Source organism: Limnothrix sp. HT2024 (assembly GCF_059138625.1).
This window is the reverse complement of record NZ_CM181121.1, coordinates 3,955,591-3,973,925: the sequence shown is the minus strand read 5'-3', so window position 1 is coordinate 3,973,925 and position 18,335 is coordinate 3,955,591. Positions and strand designations below refer to the sequence as shown.

Annotated in this window: 13 protein-coding genes; 7 read left to right on the top strand and 6 right to left on the bottom strand. The window is 54.3% G+C overall.

The genetic code is table 11. From position 1 onward, the window contains the following. Positions 1-112: 112 nt before the first annotated feature. From AC2IAX_RS16295 to AC2IAX_RS16285, 3 genes are all read right to left on the bottom strand, one after another. A complete protein-coding gene (locus AC2IAX_RS16295; protein ID WP_494388390.1) occupies positions 113-4,531 on the bottom strand; it encodes a DUF4347 domain-containing protein in 4,419 nt (1,472 codons plus the stop codon). 1,594 nt (positions 4,532-6,125) lie between these two features. Next, positions 6,126-7,520, bottom strand: a complete 1,395-nt coding sequence (locus tag AC2IAX_RS16290) for a DUF3370 domain-containing protein (RefSeq protein WP_494388389.1) — start codon at positions 7,518-7,520, stop codon at positions 6,126-6,128. 143 nt (positions 7,521-7,663) lie between these two features. Next, positions 7,664-8,818, bottom strand: coding sequence for an RNA-guided endonuclease InsQ/TnpB family protein (locus tag AC2IAX_RS16285; protein WP_494388388.1), 1,155 nt, complete (start codon positions 8,816-8,818; stop codon positions 7,664-7,666). An 841-nt stretch (positions 8,819-9,659) separates the two neighbouring features. On the opposite strand from AC2IAX_RS16285, the gene AC2IAX_RS16280 reads away from it, so the two are divergent. The 4 genes from AC2IAX_RS16280 to AC2IAX_RS16265 all read left to right on the top strand — a co-directional run bounded on the left by AC2IAX_RS16280 (position 9,660) and on the right by AC2IAX_RS16265 (position 13,258). Continuing rightward, positions 9,660-10,403, top strand: a complete 744-nt coding sequence (locus AC2IAX_RS16280) for a DUF4114 domain-containing protein (RefSeq protein WP_494388387.1) — start codon at positions 9,660-9,662, stop codon at positions 10,401-10,403. A 384-nt stretch (positions 10,404-10,787) separates the two neighbouring features. After that, complete coding sequence (locus AC2IAX_RS16275; RefSeq protein ID WP_494388386.1) at positions 10,788-11,762, top strand: GRP family sugar transporter; 975 nt, start codon at positions 10,788-10,790, stop codon at positions 11,760-11,762. A gap of 85 nt (positions 11,763-11,847) precedes the next feature. Beyond that, entirely contained in the window at positions 11,848-12,276 is a 429-nt protein-coding gene (locus AC2IAX_RS16270; RefSeq protein ID WP_494388385.1) for a GFA family protein, read from the top strand. A gap of 22 nt (positions 12,277-12,298) precedes the next feature. Next, positions 12,299-13,258 carry an RluA family pseudouridine synthase gene (locus AC2IAX_RS16265; protein WP_494388384.1) on the top strand — a complete coding sequence of 320 codons (960 nt, stop codon included), beginning with the start codon at positions 12,299-12,301 and terminating at the stop codon, positions 13,256-13,258. Between the two features lie 50 nt (positions 13,259-13,308). Here AC2IAX_RS16265 and AC2IAX_RS16260 read toward each other — a convergent pair whose 3' ends face one another. Further along, positions 13,309-14,259 carry an SPFH domain-containing protein gene (locus AC2IAX_RS16260; protein WP_494388383.1) on the bottom strand — a complete coding sequence of 317 codons (951 nt, stop codon included), beginning with the start codon at positions 14,257-14,259 and terminating at the stop codon, positions 13,309-13,311. Between the two features lie 293 nt (positions 14,260-14,552). Continuing rightward, on the bottom strand, positions 14,553-15,131 hold the full coding sequence (locus AC2IAX_RS16255; protein WP_494388382.1) for a hypothetical protein: 579 nt from the start codon (positions 15,129-15,131) through the stop codon (positions 14,553-14,555). On the opposite strand from AC2IAX_RS16255, the gene AC2IAX_RS16250 reads away from it, so the two are divergent. Together AC2IAX_RS16250 and AC2IAX_RS16245 are read left to right on the top strand one after the other, a co-directional pair. Then, positions 15,124-15,300: a hypothetical protein gene (locus AC2IAX_RS16250; RefSeq protein ID WP_494388381.1), complete on the top strand. Its 177-nt coding sequence runs from the start codon at positions 15,124-15,126 to the stop codon at positions 15,298-15,300. The genes AC2IAX_RS16255 and AC2IAX_RS16250 overlap by 8 nt on opposite strands. Beyond that, positions 15,297-16,469, top strand: coding sequence for a sensor histidine kinase (locus AC2IAX_RS16245; protein ID WP_494388380.1), 1,173 nt, complete (start codon positions 15,297-15,299; stop codon positions 16,467-16,469). Before AC2IAX_RS16250 ends, AC2IAX_RS16245 begins: the two co-directional genes overlap by 4 nt. A gap of 262 nt (positions 16,470-16,731) precedes the next feature. On the opposite strand, the gene recR is transcribed toward AC2IAX_RS16245, so the two are convergent. Then, the gene (recR, locus tag AC2IAX_RS16240; protein ID WP_190353861.1) at positions 16,732-17,358 is read right to left on the bottom strand and encodes a recombination mediator RecR; all 627 of its coding nucleotides are present in this window, start codon (positions 17,356-17,358) and stop codon (positions 16,732-16,734) included. 77 nt (positions 17,359-17,435) lie between these two features. Here recR and purN point away from each other — a divergent pair, with 77 nt between their 5' ends. Then, positions 17,436-18,128, top strand: coding sequence for a phosphoribosylglycinamide formyltransferase (gene purN, locus AC2IAX_RS16235; protein ID WP_494388379.1), 693 nt, complete (start codon positions 17,436-17,438; stop codon positions 18,126-18,128). Positions 18,129-18,335: the final 207 nt, after the last annotated feature.

Below are 18,335 nucleotides of genomic sequence, written 5' to 3'. Positions count from 1 at the left end.
TGAGCCTAACCCGATCGTCCCGTCATCCCCCAGCCACCGGACCAGTTCCGCCGCTGTCGGTGGGCCACCGCCAACAACTGCCCACCGATCGCTTGCCCTAGACCAACTCAACCTAAACCAAGATGAAGTCCTGGCTGTTCACGAATTGCAAGGCGGGAATGCCCTGAAGACGAGCGATCGGGGTCTCGCCCGCCCGAACCAGGATCGAGTTGCCCTCTTCCACAAAGGACAAATCGGTAAATCGCAACCCACCGGCCAGCGCGATTCGGTCATTGTTAGCGAAGTAGTCGGAAATGATGTCCACGCCGCGATTGAGACCGATCACAAAGGTGTCAATTCCCTCGCCCCCAAAGAGCACATCATCCCCTTGATCGCCGGAGAGCACGTCATTGCCCGCGCTGCCCGTGAGGGTGTCGTTCCCCTTGCCCCCAAAAAGGGTGTCGTCATCCTCGCAACCATCCAGTTGGTCATCGCCATCGTTGCCAAAGAGCAAGTCATTCCCGGCGTTACCGGACAACACATCGTTATCGGAAGCCGTGCCAACGGACTGGGGCCGATCGGGATTGTTGCCGTAGAGGGTATCGTTGCCCGCTTCACCGCAGAGGGTGTCGTTGCCCCGATCGCCCATCAACAGATCCAACCCAGCACCACCCCAGAGGTAGTCATTCCCCTGACCACCCCGGGCCGTGTCGTTGCCATCTTCGCCCGCCAGGCTGTCGTTGCCATCGTTGCCCAACAGCAAGTCTTCATTGCCGCCGCCCAACAGCAGATCGTTGCCGGTGCGATCGGGATCCCGCGTGTTGTTGTTGCCACCAATTAGGGTGTCGTTGCCCAGGTCACCGGACAACACATCATTGCCCTTATCGCCATAGAGCAAATCGTTGTCCTTACCGCCATACACCAAGTCATCCTCTTGACCGGCATAGATGGTGTCTTGGCCCTGGCCGCCATTCAGGTTGTCTTGGCCACGACCGCCATAGAGCAGGTCATCGTCCGCGCCGCCCCCGATCGGGACATTGCTGCCGCCGCTGCCCAACAGGGTGTCGTTGCCCAGGTCACCGTAGAGCACGTCATTGCCCAAATCGCCCAGGATCAAATCATTATCCCGGCCGCCAAAGGCCGTGTCCTTGCCGTCGCCCCCGGAGAGGGTGTCTTGACCTTCGTTCCCATAAAGCAGGTCATCGCCGCCCAAGCCAAACAACAGGTCTTGGCCGTTGGGATCGGAAATGAGGCGCACGCCGGTTCCACCGATCAGGGTGTCGTTGCCCAAGTCACCGATCAGAATGTCGTTACCCCGATCGCCGTGCAGCAAGTCGGCTTCCTTGCCGCCCCGGATGTAGTCATCCCCTTGGCCGCCAAACACCGTATCTTCACCTTCATTGGCGCTGATTACGTCGTTTTCGGTGTTGCCAAAGATCAGATCCCGATCGCTCGGATCCGGCCGGTTATCCGGGCGACCCTGGCCGCCGATGATGGTGTCGGCTCCTTGGTCGCCACGCAGGATGTCACTGCCCCGATCGCCCAGCAGAATATCGTTATCCTTGCCGCCATTGATGATGTCTTGGCCATTACCGCCAAAGATCACATCATCACCCTCATTCCCGTTGAGCAGATCGTTGCCCTCGCCGCCACCGAGGCGATCGGCATCCACCCCGGAACCCACCGCAGCACGATTGCCCAGACCACCAAAAATGGAATCGTTGCCAAGGTCGCCAATCAGTTCATCGGAACCGGGGCCGCCCCGCAGGCGATCGTTCCCCGCAGACCCCGACACAAAATCGTTGGACGCTGTGCCCACCAAATCATCATTACCCGGCGTACCCAACAGTCGGTTCCCGCCAGTTTCGGGCGGCGGCGGAATCACCAACGCGGGTAGCTCAGGCACAATCAGAGGATTGGGAATTTGCCAGGAAGCCGCCAACGGCGAGGCCACACAACCGCAATTCGGGGCCGCACCCGCCACATCAGCAAAGCTAGTGATGAAGAAGGGTAGATCTCCCAAGGCCCTATTAACCGTAGTGGGCGGCGTGGGCGGCGTGCTGGCCACCGAAATTCCCGGCGGCGCAATGAAGGAAATCGTGCCACTGATCAGGCTGCGATTGCCTTTTATATCAATCACGTCGAAGGTCAGAAAGTCCTTACCCGTGAAATCGGCCCGGGGAATAAAGAACAGATTGCCGAATTCTTCCGGAGTCAGGAGGCCCGTGCTGGTGATTTTGCGCCCCCCATTGAACGGATCGCCCACGTACAAGTCACCCAAGGCCGGTAGGCGGGTGATGTTGTAATTTTTGATGGAATCGCTGTTCGGGTCGATCGCCGTGGGTGGTAATCCCCCCAGTCGAAACTTGGCAACGCCGTTTTCGGGAGGTTCGGTCAAATCCGTGGCCGAGCCGGGAACCACGTTGAAGATTCCGTTCAAGGGAACCGGCGGTTCGGCAATAATTTCCGGGCGATCGAACAATACCGTTGCTGAATCTGGACTCAGGTTCCCCTTGTCATCCCTGGCGGAGTACTTGAAGAACCCTTTGCCATCCGGTGACTCAAACCGTAGGTTACCGACATTTCCCGGCGGAATCGATTGCCCCGCCGACAGGGAAACTTTCGCCCCCGTCAGTGGATCGAGCAGAAACAGTGAACTCCCCGGGGGAATTTCCGTAATCACAAATTCCCGAATCGGATCACTATCGGGATCCGCCGCCGCCAACGGAATGGAACCATTGGGGTTATAGGGCAACACCAAGTTGAGCGGGGTCGGCGGTGTATTCACACCCCCCACCACGCGCGTCGCATCGGTCGCTGTAATCACCTGGGGCGCGAGGGGCCCCAAATCCGGATCAAAAAGCCCGGCCGGAAGGGAGACTCGGGCCGTGTTGGTGATCACCCCGGTAGCCGTCTCCGAAAGGCGACCCGACACCTGGAAGGTTTTCGTTTCTCCAGCATTGAGCGCCAAGCCAATCCCGGGAGGAGCCAGCACATTGGGATTCCAAACGGGACTGAGCAACTCTGCCGGGGGCGCATCGGACAGATTCAGCAAAAACGGGGCCGTAATGTCGCAGCCCCCGGTGTTGGAGATCGTAATGCTGTAGGTAATGGTGCTGCCGGGCAGTACTGCTTCTAGACCATCGGTTTTGGTGAGATTAATGTTGGGCTTGATCGGCTGGCTGGGCAACGTTCCCAGGTCACCCACGCTGATTGCCTGATCGGAGGTGAGGGCTACACCGTTAATCACGGTTCCCGCTGGAATCCGTGTGCGGGCCACCAGGGACACGGCTCCCGAATTTTGGTCAATCCGATATAGCCCTGCACCACCCGGGTTTTGACCCGTTGTGGTGGCATAAAGGTTGCCATCGTAACCTAAGGCTAGCCCTGCGAAGGGAACACTGTTTTTGGTTAAGAGTTGCGCCGAAACTGGGATGGGAGTGCCATCAAAAGGTTTAGCCAACTCAGTTGCCGGGATCCTATAAAGACGACCGGTCGTTGCTCCGTTGGCGGGGCTCCGCAAAACCATGAGCAGTGATCCATCGGTGGGATCCACCGCAAAATCACCACTGGTAAAGCCACTCACCCCATCAGCCGGTGGCAAATCATCAGGGTTACTGGAACCGATGATGCTCGTGATTTGCAGTCTTTTGGAGAGGATTTGGCTGGAGGCGGCTGTGGAAGCGGCCACATTGATAAAGTCGATCGTCCGACCACTGCCCGCAATTAGGTTCCCCGCCGTATCAAAGGCTAAGCGCCCAGAGTTGAGGGTGTTAGGCACGGGAGTGCCACTGCCACCGGCTAAATCGGTGACCTGGATCGTACCGCCCCCGTTGGGTAAGCCATAGATGCGGTTGGAGTTGGGTTCACGGGCGATCGCGTCGCTGGCCAGGAAATTAGCCTGCTGTAGCTTCACTTCTCCCGTGGCCAAATCAACCGTTACCAGGTCGTTTTGTCCACCACTACCATCGAAGTTGGCGATCCCAAGGAATTGGTTGGGAATACAGGGAGCCAACAGACCGGGATATTGGGCGATCGCCCGTTGCGTGAAGGGCACTTGGGCTTGCAGGGGCCCGGTCGATCGATCCAAGCGCCAAGATCCACCCCGATCGGCCGATCCCACGGGGCTGGTGGCCGCGCCCACGGTTGCTTGGGTCAGGTGGGCCAGGGTTTCAATCAGTTGCTGCCCCAAGATGCCGGCCCCCGTGCGGCAACCATAGAGCAAAATTTCGGCTCGATCGCTCAGCAACAAAGCCCAACGCCGCAGCCAGTCCCGCACATCCCGAGACAGATCCGCCGCAGACAGCCCCCGATCGCCCAACTGCAACCAGCCCGGTTGACCGTGAGCAATCACATGGAGTTGTTGAACCGGTTTTTCAGCTAAGGCTTGGGTCATTTGGGCCCAAGCTGCTTCCGTTGGCTCCAACCTCAGCACCCTTGTGCCGGGCTGCACTCCCTGAATCAATTGGTCGATCGCTTCTACCCTTGCATCAATCACAACCAGGGTGGATTCAAGGTTGTTGGGCTGGCGTGACTGAAAAGACGTAGACAAAACAATCGATCGATCGGTGGACTGCAATGAGCCATCAAAATGTTGATCTTGCGAATCACAATTTTGATCATTGCTTTGGCATTGCATCGATGATGAACCCTCAGCAAAAATACTCAGAGTAGTCAACCCAGACGATTGTGTTGATTGATGCGTGCTCATGAAGCTCTCACAGAAAGGTAGAAAACAATGTGTCTTGCATCCCTTTAACGGGGAAATAAATAGATGCCCCGGACGATTGATAAATTTGAGAGAACTTGATCGTTCTCGTCTAAATTTAATGATGGACTAGTTTTGCCGAGAGAAGGGTCATGGGTAGTTCCAAAGCATGATATTGATCACGGATTACACCGTGAAAACCAAGCAAGGAAAGTTAGTCCAGACTGTGGCAGAACGAGTATTCGGAAATTCACAATCTTGATTGAAAATTCACAATCTTGATTGAAAAATTCTCGAAAAATTTAAATTTTTTAGAGTGAAATTGATCCATGCATTTTGAGTTCTGATCATGACTCAATGCCAACCAATTCATTCACTCCTCGTCTTTACGTCTTTCGCTTGAGATCAATCTCAAGGCCATGAAAAGCCATGACGATATCACAATAGCTTGAACGTACCCTGACCAACGACCTGGGTTTCACCAGGGCGCTGATTTGAGTAAACTGTCTCAGTTGCGAACTTGTAAAGGACTCTTGGGACAGTCCGTGAAATTGATGAGACGGTTCGACACCCAAAGGAACGACTTCAAGGCAGATTCTGGGTGATCGAGTATCAAAGACTACAGCCAGTTTCACTGGTTCTTCATCTTTGGTGTGTAATCTGCGATCGCTCAAACCTTGGGTAGGGTGGCCATCCTTGAGCAACTTCTTGAGTCCTATCTATCTAAAGGAAACATATTTTTCTGTTTGAATGTGCTTGGATCGATCTGCGCCCTGATTTTAAAATATAGCGATAAATTTCTTAAGAAAAGTCAGTTCAAAGGAAGATTTTAGATTTTTTCACTGAAATAAAGTCTTCGTACAATTATTTCTTCAGTTCTCAATCAAGAAAATAAATAATCATCGTTCGATAATTTAAGTTTGGTGATTCAATAATTTGATTTTTAATTTCCAATGATTTTTGATAATTATTTGACAATTAAGTCATCTCGAAATCATGAAAATATCATGATCAAGGTACTTCATTAGCTCTTACACTGCTCAATCATAATTTAGTCATCATAGTTTGTAGTATTTAGCAGTTGGGATCGAATAATTATCGAATCATAAACACTGAAAGAGAGAACGGATGGGTGAAGGACGAATTGATCGTAATCTGGTTTTGATCCTTCAATTACCGTAGCTTGCGTGGCTCAAAATCGAGGGAGACAAAAGACTTTTCGATTGACTCAGACCAATCAGTTCGATCGAGTCCAGACAATTACAACACTGAGCGCAGAAAGTTAGTTTTCTTGAGTAGATGGGACTCCAGAAATGATGTCAAGCTGAGTCATCCCGCCTGGGGTTTGGTTGATTGCATCCTAAACCGCAAAAATGAAAAACCAGTGAAGCCACAGAAATCATGGCCCCCAGATACCCTGAATCATCCCTGACTCAGGTTATGGATTCGTGAGCGTTTGCAAGGTCAAAACCTGGGGCGGAGTGGCATCGGGGGGATAGATCAGGCTGACTTGCACGAGCCGATCGCCCTGGGGGGGTAATTGCACGGTCGCAAGGGGCTGACCCGGTTCTCCTCGGCGCTGCACCAAATGCACATATCGCGTTTGTGGCAACCCCCGATCGTCGGGGTATCGAATGCGGACGGTTCCCCGAAAGAAGACCGAGTTGGGCAACGGATCGAAAAACTGCAACCCAGGCGCGGGCGCATCAAATTTCACTGGCGTTTCTAGGGCGATCGCCACCGTCTGCGGTTGGGCTGTGGGGTTATGCAGGGGCAAGGTGAGGTCATATTCAATCCCGTAGTTGCCGTGGGCGGCCCAGGCCGTATCCGGGTAGCGAGCCACGATCGGGGCGGTTTGCACTTGCTCAGTCCCTAACCGACCGGCAACCAGGGTGCTCACACCATAGGAAAAGGCTGCACCGGGGGCGGGAATGCTGAGGCGTGGGTTGTTGGGCCCATCGGTGACGATCGCGCGCCAACGGGACCCGATCGCCACGCCGGCCACCCGGCCATAACGTAGGGGGCCCGGTGCGCCGGGGGCCGTGGGAACCGGCTCGCGTGGCCCTGACAGGGTTCCGGTGGTGAGTGTGGATCGCCAGTCCGCTTCCGTGGGGGGCTGTTCTCCACCGTCGGGGGTTACCTGGGCAAAACGGGCGAGGGTAGCAGCATAAACCGGGCGATCGCTGTCCAGACGCAGCAGGGTGGAGCGACCGTTCAGGGGTGGATTGAGCGATCGAACCGGGATGGGCAAACTGGTCAGCACGATGGTTTCACCCGGGGGAATGGTGACCCGATCGGGCAGATCCCCTTGGCGGCGGCCGCGCAACACCCAATCCACCGCTCGGCTGCCGGGCCCCGAGTAGACCTGGCCGATCGGGTTATCCACCATCGGCGGCAGGGCAATGAACGGCGCATCAGGCTGGCTGAGATAGCTGGCCCCCTGAAGAACTCGCACCGTTGCCGATCGGTTGGGATCCGGGTTGCCCAACACAATTCCCACATAGAGCGATCGCAGGTCGATCGCCCCGTTCGGCCCGGTTGCCTCCGCTTTGGCAATGTGGTGGGCAAAAATATCAAACCGTCCTTGAAACACCTGATTAAGGTGCGCCTCTGGACTGCGCATTCCAGCAGGGGGAAAGGTCGAGAGCAAAATTCCCTCCCGCTGGACAATTTCCGGGCTGTTGCTATTCAGCACAGGCACAGCATCCAAATGTCCTGGGAGCGATCGAACCTCCTGGGGCCGTAGATTTGGCCTCGGACTCGGTGCAGGCGTTCCGGGTGGCAAGCCCTGCGCTCCCAAAATCCCCGCCAGTAGCCAGCTTGCCAACACCATCCTTCAAACCCTCCCGCAACCACAAAGCATTGCGGCTCCCATTATCTCAAACCAACGGCCCCTCCTTGGTTGCCGGCTGCTGGGGTTCCTCAACCGTCACTAATTCACTAACAATTGCTGCAATTGACTAGCAAATACAGCAATCAGGAAACTTCCTGCTTCATCGCGGCGAAGTCGGCTTCATCCGCTCCACAGGCTGACACGACCGGACTGGCCGCCTTTTGCAGATTAATCGCGGCATTCAAGTCGCGATCAATCTGCAATCCACAGTGATCGCAATCAAACACCCGCTCTGAAAGCGATAGGGTCTCTTTTTTCTTGCCACAACAGGAACAAGTCTTGCTGGATGGAAACCAGCGATCCATGATCACCAGTTCAGAGCCATACAACTTCGTCTTGTAATCCAGTTGCCGCCGAAACTCATAGAACCCCATATCCTGAATCGCCTTGGCTAGCTTGTGATTCGCCATCATTCCAGACACATTCAGATCCTCAATGACCACCATGCCGTGGTTCTTGGCTAAGTAGGTCGTGAGCTTATGGAGCGTGTCTTTACGGATGTTGGCGATTCGCTGATGGAGTTGAGCGATCCTCCATTGAGCCTTTTTCCAATTGGCAGAGCCTCTTTGCTTGTGGCGATTCAGCCATTGCAAACGAGAGAGCCGGGACTCCAGTTGTCTGTAGGCTTTAGCGCCTTCAAACACTTCTCCAGGGCTGAGAGTTGCTAAGGATTTGACACCCAAGTCAACCCCAACAATTTCAACCGCCTTGGGTGTGATGACAGGTTCTATCTCAATCCGAAACGAGATAAACCAATCACGCGCTTGGCGGCTGATGGTGACTGATTTGGGCTGGACATTCTGAGGCAAGGCTTCATAGGTCTTCAGGATGCCAATCTTAGGAACCTGAATCTTTTTTAGTCCCTTAATATGAATAGCTCCATCCAGTTCAAAGGAGTCATGGCGACCCTTTTTCTTGAATTTAGGAGCACCTGAAGTCTTTTTGAAGCATCGATCCCAAGCCGCCCGTAAATGACGAAGGGCATTTTGAGGAGAACTTTTGGAGACCTCATAGTACCAAGGGTGTTCAGACTTGACCAAGGCTACTAACCACTTGTGCAAATCAATAGCTGATGGAAATTTGATCTTTTCCTCGGGATGTAATTTGTTCTGGTCAAGGATGCTCTTGGTTAGTCCCAATCCCCAATTCCAAGCATGACGCGCAACACCGGCATGGCGAGCTAATGCGGTGCGTTGTTGGTTGTTGAGCTTGAGTTGAGTTTTGAATCCGAGTAGCATCTGTTCATTGTATGACAGCCTCTAGGATGGATTCGCATTTTTAAGAAAATATGGGCAAATGACAGGAAATCAATCACTGTTGATTAACCCATCGCCCTAATTGAATCGAGCAACTCGCAACCCTCGATCGCCCCAGCCGTGCAACTCCCCAGCGCAAAAAACCAGCATAGCCCAGCATCTATCGGCACTCAACAGCGAAATTAGCCCAAAAACGGGCTGAAACGTTTCATTTAGGGTTACTAACCTATTCGTGCCCCTTGGAAGCCGAAGAAATAGTTCAACAGTCCCTTGGCAACAAAGCCACGACAACCCATCAGTCCCAAGAGGACAATGGCATCAGAAATTGCAATCGAAAATCCTGAGTAATTTTTGGAGTAATTCTTGGAGCAATCTTTGCAGAATCACCTGGACAGAGTGATCAATTTTTCGCCTAAAGGCTTCGTGATTTCTGACAAAAACATCCCGTGATGGCCGTCACCATAATTTAAATTTTTTCAAATTTTCAATCACCAGAAATCTTGCCCACAAAGACTTTCAGCTTTTTTGTATTTGATCTTTACTTAATCTTTAAACTTTAAATAGACTTCATAAAACTGGCTTGCAATTAAAGATTCCGCCAAGAGCCAGAAAAACCCTAGACAGGCCTTCGTAAACACAGTACAAGTAAATCAAGAACCCAAAAGAGCGCGTGCTTTTCCAGGCAAAACAAGCGGACTAAATCATTCACCGGTTTGGTAAGTGGGCGCGATCAACATCAAGGGTGCTGTCAGGAAAAGCGATTCCAGCAAAACTACCACTGCTCACCAAGAACATTCGGATTAGGACTAGGAGGATTTAAATCGTGAAAGGTTTTATTTGGAAAGGCTTTGTCCTCGCAGCGGCTACCCTCGTCGGCACCATGTCTGCCTCCGCCGCCCGCGCATTGCAACTAACTCCCGAACAGTTGGCCCAATTTGATACTTACGTCCAACAGGAGCGCAAAGCATTCACGGCGCTGGAACTCTCGAAAATTAACCCCAACAGCCTGAAATGGTCAGGTGCTGCTGATTCGCTGGAAGTCTACTTCATCAACGAAGGCGCAGCCTATCGCAACCAGTTGCTCTTTTCCGCCAACGATGGCCCTTTGAGCACGGTCTTCAACGATGTGTCTTCCAAGGAGTCGATTTTGGCTGAGGCTGATGGCCCCCTGAAGCGGGGTCAAGGCGTGAGCCTCGGATCCTTCAGCAAAGGCAGCATGATTGACTTCTTCCTGAACTCTGATGGTTACAGCCGTGGCGAAAACTACGCTGGCATCACTTCGGATCAGGTTTATGGCACCGGGACTTGGAACTTCTTGGGCGCTGATGCCAACCGCAATGGCGACAAGCTGCAACACATGGTTGCCTATGACCTGGGCGACGGTTGGACTCTGATGGGCTTTGAGGACATCGTGACCGGCGGTGACCTGGACTATAACGACACGGTGTTCGTGGTTCGTGGTGTGGCTGGCTCGAAGGTGGCAACGCCTGAGCCTTCGGTGATGCTGTCGCTGGCTGCTGCTGCGGCTTTGGGCTTGGTGTCCCGCCGTCGTCAGCAAGATAGCTAGACCGCTCAAGTGATGCTGCCATGGGTTGCTACTCAACAGTAGGCAGATGATTGAAGTAGATGGTGGCTAGCGATTGCTAGTCGTTAGCAATCGCTAGCCATCAGACTGGCGGGTGAACCTTTCAATTGGGCTGAAGTTCCATCCGTCGGTTCGATCGAGCAATGGATATGGATTTGGTTCGGTAGATTATGGGTGAGTTGAGCAAAATCAACTCGCCCACCTTTTTTTTGGCTATTTTTCGGCTTTTCGGCTACTTTTCGGCTACCTTGCGGGCAAAGGGTATTTTTTGGGAAAACTGCGCTTGGCCTGTGCCTAGCCTGTGCCATCATCTCCGGGTTAGGAATGCTGACCGGGAGATGATGGCTTTTGGACGTTACAGGATGGATGGCGGCAACGCTGGCGGCTAGTTCGATCGCCCCGGTGGGGATGGCGCACCCTGGCGTGGGCTGGTTGGGGGCGACGGTGGCGGCGCTGTTTTGGGGGTCGTATCTGATCCCCGTGAAACGGTTGCCAGCGGTGGATCCTTTGGCGGCGCAACTGAGCATGGCGATCGGGATTGGGCTGTTGGCTATTCCGTTGGCGATCGCCTCTGGAGCTTGGATTCCCAATGGCTGGGGCCTGCTGGCGGGGATGATTTGGGCCTTGGGCAATTACGGCTCCATTTTTGTGGTGCGGGCCTTGGGATTGGCGCGGGGGTTGGCCCTGTGGGCCACGATCGGGATTGGGGTTTCGTTTCTTTGGGGGGCGTTATTTTTTCGGGAGCCGGTGTTGTTACCGGTGGCCCTTGGGGGAGTGGCGCTGTTGGTGGCGGGAATTGCCCTGATGAACTGGCCCGATCGCCCAACCAAAACGCAACCCCCGATCGAACAATCCGCCCATCCACCGGCTAACCGATCGAGCCAACAACCCAGCCGCCGACTCAAAATCCAGGATCAGGGCTGGTGGCTTTGTGCAGTGGTGGGGTTGCTGTTTGGGTCGCAATCAGTCCCCTTTGCCTTTGCGGCCCAAAGCCCGATCGCCTTTGTGCCGTCTATGTCCCTTGGGATTTTGGGAACAGCGAGTCTGTTGGCTGGGCAACGGGGAGGCCGGGTGTTGCGGCAATTGCCCCGATCGAGCCTGTTGGCGTTGGTTTGCTCGGGAATGCTCTGGAATGTGGCGAATGTGGGCAGCTTTTTCGCGGTCGATCGCCTCGGGATGGCGGTGGGAATGCCCCTAACTCAGTTTGCGATCGTGGTGAATGCGGCCTGGGGTCTGTGGTTGTTTCGAGAGGTGACCGGTCACCAGCGAATTTTGCGAGTGGCGATCGGGACGATCTGCGCCTTTGGTGGAATTATTCTGATTGGAGGATCGCGGCTTTGAGGATTGTTGGATTTTTAAGTTATTGGATTTTTCAGGCGCTTGGTCTTCGATCTTTGATATTTCCTCTGTATGAGGAGAGATTTTTATGAATGTTCCATTTTCAGGTGGCTGTGCATGCGGTGCTATACGCTACGAGTGTTCTAGTCAGCCAATGGCAATGCTCAATTGTCATTGCCGCGATTGTCAGCAATCTAGCGGAGCACCATTCGCATCTGGCATGGTTGTTTCTACAAAGTCCATTCGGGTTACAGGTTCTCCAAGCACATACTCCGTTCGCGCATCTAGCGGTGCTCAAACAACTCGGAGCTTTTGTCCAAATTGCGGTAGTCCTTTATTTGCAACCGGCGAAGCAATCCCCGATTTTACATCCATCCGCTTCACGACACTGGATGATCAAAGTAACTTTTATCCAGCGCTGGATATCTGGACATCGAGCGCAGCTTCGTGGGTTTGCCTGAATGAGGAGCTGCCACATTTTCCGCAGTCGCCACCCCAAAGTAACGACCGTCTTTGAATATCCGAGTTTGTATATCTGAATGACGGGAGAAACCGGCGCGCTCAATCAGGGTTGGGTTTATCAAGATCGGGTCGATCGCGCAGCGGCGGGCCTCACCCTCTTGGCCTACTACAGCCAACACTATCGACACTCCACAGAACAGACTTGGCGCGATCGAATTTTAGCGGGTCAAATTTTGGTCGAAGATGGCCCGGCCAGTCCTCAGCAAATTCTGCGATCGGGACAACGGTTGACCTACCATCGCTCTCCTTGGGTGGAACCAACCGTGCCCCTGGATTTCGCAGTGCTCTATGAAGATGCAGATCTGTTGGTGGTGGCGAAACCCGCTGGCTTGCCCGTGATGCCGGCGGGAGGTTTTTTGGAACATACCCTGTTGCGGCAATTGCAAAAACGCTATCCACAATCCAGCCCTGTGCCCATTCACCGACTGGGGCGCGGCACTTCCGGTTTGGTCTTGCTGGCCCGATCGCCCCAGGCCCGATCGCACCTGACCCAACAAATGCGCGATCGACAAATACATAAGGTCTACTGGGCTTTGGCGGTGGGCAACGCTCCCCTGGATCAGTTTCGGATTGAGCAGCCGATCGGCAAAATTCCCCACCCCCAATTGGGGCATCTTTACGGGGTCACCCCGGATGGAGCCTTTGCCCGCAGCGATTGCCAAGTATTACGACGAGATCATGACCAAATGTTGGTCGAAGTCACCATTCTCACGGGCCGTCCCCACCAAATTCGGATTCACTTAGCCGCCGCCGGATTTCCCCTCGTGGGCGACCCACTCTATGGAGCTGGTGGGCAACCGCGACTGACCCCGATCGCGCCGGAGGCCTCCAGAGATCCCGAGGCGATCGCCCTGCCCGGCGACTGTGGCTATTGGCTCCATGCCCAAACTCTCGTCTTTCGCCATCCCCGCACCCAAGCCCCGATCGAGGTTTCTTGTCCTGCGCCGTCGCAATTTGGCCAACCCGCCCATCGTTAGCACCAAATCTTGAGCGCCAAATCTTGAGCACCAGATCTTGAGCACCAAATCTAGGGAGCTTTGGAACCCGCCGCCGAACCGCCGATTTGCACATTGGGCGTTTGAATGGTTGGGGCTTGCTGACCGTTCCATTTTTCAATGCGAGTCCGTTCCACCCGCAACCGTTCCAGCTCCAATAATTGCGGGGTAATGGAACCCGCCCGCAGGCGATTGGACTCCGCCTCTGCCCGGGCCTGCTCGATCGTCACCAACGCTTCTCCCTTGGCCCTCGCCACATTGGAAGCCGCCTCCGCTTCCACTTTGCGACGATTGGCCTCGGCCGTTTGGGCCGCCTGTTGGGCCGCAAACTGCTCGTTAATGCTTTTTTGAATGTCCGGGGGCAGCCGCAACGGCCCCAACAGGGACACATCTTGAACAGTGATGAACTGAAAGCGCCGCTGCACACAGGCCCGCACCGTTGCCACCAATCGCTGCTGACTGGTGGGCACCTGCACAGGGGTCAGGGCTAAGGTTTCCGCCGCTTCCGAAAAACAATTTCTCAGCCCATTTCTCAACTCATTTGCCCGAAACTGATCGGGGGTTTTGCGATAGGTTTCATAGAACTCATGCAGTCTGGTTCTGGTGGTGTTGGGAATCGCTTCCGTAGAAAAACCAAACGATAAGCCCACATCCGCCGAAACGGGACTGCCGGCTACGGAAAACACAATCGATTCATCAACGGGTGAGCCTTCCGTTGTTTCTTTGGTGAAAGGATAGGTATTGACAAAGGTTGGAAAAACAACAATTTCTTCCGTGTAGCCATTAAACCAAACACGCCCCGAAACCAATTCAGCTTTATCAATTCCTTTGCTGCCACCATAGAGTTGAATTTTGAGGCCAGCATACCCTGGCTCAACGGTGGTGATGCTGGTTCCGGGAATGATGCCACAGGCGTTAAGGGCTGAGGTAAGCAGGGCAAGGGCTGAAGTTTGGATGATTACTCGTTTTGGAAGTTTTGTCATGGTTGATTCTCACACCTTCAATCAAAAAACAGTTAAAAGGATGACTAGCGAGCATTAATCATGAATTGAGCAAGCAATTGAGCAATATATAAATCGAGACACCTATTAAAAATCAATTAATTTATTAACTTTAAATAAAGCTCGAATTGAGTCATGTTTTCAGAGGATGTCTGAAAAGTGTCTTTTGGCACGGGCAATGCACCAATAGTCTTGGGGGCAAGGGGCTTAAGCCCCTTGTCTTCGTCGATCGATGGGGCGTGCAGAGTATCGATTTTGGCTTTTCAGACATCCTCTCAGGGCGATCGGTGAGTAGGCTTAACGGATTGTGACGGATCAGCAGCATCAGCAATAGGCGATTGATGATCAGTTGCCAGGTCAGGAGAATGCTGCAACAAATCCAAGGGCGATCGATTCAAGGCGCGATAGGTTTCGTCCTGGTTGAGCAGTTGCAAGGTTTCGATCGCCTCCTCCACCGCTCGCGAAGAAATCGTCAGTAACTGCACAATTCGTAGTCGTCGATAGACCGGATCGTATTGCGCCAACAGGGTTCGGGCCCGTCGAGCATCTAGCCACCGCCACAGGCCATAACCCAGCGATCCAATCCAGGCGATCGGCACACCCAACACAATTGCAAACCCCAAGAGGGGCCAAGGGGAATTGAGAAAGAACGGTGCGATCGCAAAGAGAATCAAACCCAGCAAGATTTCTCCCAGGGCCGTGAGTAACCAACGTTGCCAGGTTTGAAGCGGCCAGCGCCGCCAGCGTCGTTTCATGGCTACCTTGCCCATCGCCTGTGCAATGGCATGTTGAATCGCCGGTTTCGATGTGCTGAGAAGTTGGGTGATTGCTCGATCGTAGCCAGCGATGCCCACGATTGCCCAGCGTTTGATCGATCGACCTATTGATCGACCGATCGATCGGCCTTGGGATTTACATCACCGGGGCCACGAAGCCGATCGACCTTGGCAAAATGAAATGAGCTGCCCCAGTTTCCGGGCCAGTAGCCGCATCGATCCACCCTCACCCCCCGATCGCCCTTGAACTCCCTGCTCACCGACCTAACTAAACTTCGCCCCCACTTGCGATCGCGCCTGTTGCTATCTCACCTGCTGGTGGTTTTCCTCAGCATCGGTAGCTTTGCGTTGGTGGGTTGGTTTTCGTCCCCCAAAACCTTTGTTTGGAAGCTGGATGAGCTGGAGGTGCGGGGGTTTCGGTTGCGCTATGCCCGCACGCAACTGGTGAACAGTTTCGGGTTTGTGTTGCAGCAAAGCACCCTTTGGTCAGCGCTGGTGGGGGCCACGGCGGCAGGGGCCTTTAGCTATTGGGCGGCTTTGCGGATTGCACGGCCCCTGAAGCATATGGAAGAGGTGACTGTACGGTTTGCCTCGGGGGAACTGGATGCCCGCATCCAAGCCAGTGATATTCCAGAACTAAATCAGTTGGGCAGTAGTTTCAACCGTTTGGCCACGAGCTTGGAGGGCACGGAGCAGCGCCGCCGGGATTTGATCAGCGACCTGACCCATGAACTGCGCACACCGCTGACGGTGGTGAGGGGCTATCTCGAAGAACTGAGTGAAGGGCGGATTGATCCCACGCCGGATTTGTTCGATCGCCTGATTCGCGAAACCAAACGGCTGGAGCGACTGGTGAGCGACACTCAAGAGCTATCGCGGGCAGAAACGGGCTATTTACCGATTCATGTGCAGTCGATCGACCTGCGGTCACTGTTGGAATCGATCATCAACCGCATTGCCGATCAGGTGTTTGATGATGAACCGAGGTTAATTCTCGACTGCCCGGCTGTCCTGCCGCTGGTGGCCGCCGATCCCGATCGAGTGGAACAGGTGTTGCTGAATCTGATGGGCAATGCCTTACGCCACACCACCTGTGGCTCAATTCGCCTTTGGGCCAGCCCCAAGGATGAACGCGCCCTTTGGGTGGGGGTCACGGATACGGGGGAAGGCATTTCTGAGGAAGATTTGCCCCATGTGTTTGAGCGATTTTGGCGTGCCGATCGCAGTCGTTGCCGCCACGAGGGCCGCCAATCCGCTGGCGTGGGGATTGGGCTATCCATTTCCCGGCGATTGGTGGAGCTTCAGGGGGGTGAAATGGAGGTGACCAGCGAGCTAGGCAAGGGCAGCACGTTTCAATTCAGCCTCCCGATCGCGATCGGGAGCGAGAAACTTCAGAAAAACATCGAAACAAATTAGCAGTAGTAGCATGACAGGCTTAATACATTGGGTCGAAGTTGCGGAGCCAGTCGTGGTAACAAGGGGCTTAAGCCCCTTGCTGCCTAACGATTTGGTGACGGTAACAGCCATGTAATTTAACCCAGTGAATTAGGGCAGCCACGCTAGTAGAAACATCCAGAAAACTTGAACCCCTCTCCCCAGCCCGAGCGATCGCCCAGGTAATCACACCAGTCATCGCCCAAATAATTGCCCAAATAATTGCCCCAGCAATAATCAGAAACTATTCCACCTCGCGCCGACCTTCGAGGGCCTTCGCCAAGGTAACCTCATCGGCATATTCCAACTCACCCCCCACGGGCAACCCAAATGCAATTCTGGTCACCTTTGTAAAGGGCTTCAGGAGTTGAGACAGATAAAGGGTGGTGGTTTCCCCTTCAATGCTGGGCCCGATCGCCAAAATTACCTCATGGGTCTTTTCGCGATGCACCCGCTGCACCAGGGGCTGAATCGTCAGGCTTTCGGGGCCAATACCATCCATGGGGGAAATGACCCCGCCCAAGACGTGGTAGCGCCCACGATATTCACGAGTGCGCTCGATCGCAATCAGATCCCGCGAGTCCGCCACCACACAGATCGTCTGTTGATCGCGGTTCGGGTTGCTGCAAACCTCGCAAACCGGCTCCGCCGAGAGGTGATAGCAAACCTGACAATGGCCCACCTGTTGCTTGGCATCCAGCAGCGCTTGGGCAAGGGTTTGAATTTCCGCTTCCGGGCGATTCAACAGATACAGCGCCAACCGCTGGGCAGATTTAGGGCCAATGCCCGGTAGCCGTTGCAATTGCTCAATTAATCGAGCCAAAGGACGAGTATAAACAGCACACCTCCTGCGCTGCGCCGCGTAAAGCACCAGTTTGTTTCGCAGTCGCGTATTCTAGCACTTCCCTTTCGGGCAAGCGGAGCCTACAATCGTGCTGATTTTTCGCAATGGCTGGAACTATGACCGAGGCTCCGATCGATCGCGCTCCCGAGCCTAACTTGGTCTCCCCTCAACTGTCCGGTGACCTCTTAGCGCTCTATCAAAACCTGCCCCCGATCGCCCTGGGCGTATTAGCCTCGGGAAGTGGCAGTAATTTTGAAACCATCATGGAGGCGATCGCCGATGGCCGCTTACGGGCAGAGGTGAAAGTGCTGATTTACAACAATCCCGGGGCCAAAGTCGCCGCCCGGGCAGCCCGCTGGGGCGTGACCGCCGTTCTCCTCGACCATCGCCAATACCCCGATCGAAACCAGTTTGACGCGGCCGTTGTCCAAGCGCTCCAGGCCGCTGGAGTGGAATGGGTTGCCATGGCCGGTTGGATGCGGCGGGCCACCGAAACCCTCGTCAACGCCTTTCCCCAACGGGCCATCAACATTCACCCCAGCCTGTTGCCCAGCTTTCCCGGCATTCGGGCCGTTGAACAAGCCCTCGCCGCCCAAGTCAGAATCACCGGCTGCACAGTGCATTTCGTGGAGCTAGAGGTGGACAGCGGCCCCATCCTGATGCAGGCTGCTGTTCCCGTCTACCCCACCGACAACGCCGAAACGCTCCACGCCAGAATTCAAACCCAAGAGCATTTGATTTTTCCCCAGGCGATCGCCCTGGCCGTCGCCCAAGCCAATCAAGCCACTCAGCCCTAGTCGTTTCAAGATCAATCCAAAATCAATCCAAAATGCCCAAGAGTTACATGAACTCTCGGGCACTAAAGCATTAGCTTGAGTAACCAAATCCCCAACTGGGCAATTCAACCAGCACAGCTTTGAACTACTGGTAACTTTTTTAATTACTGGTAATTGCTGGCAATTACTGATTGAAATTGTTAGGGATAACTGGCGATCAACCGCCCT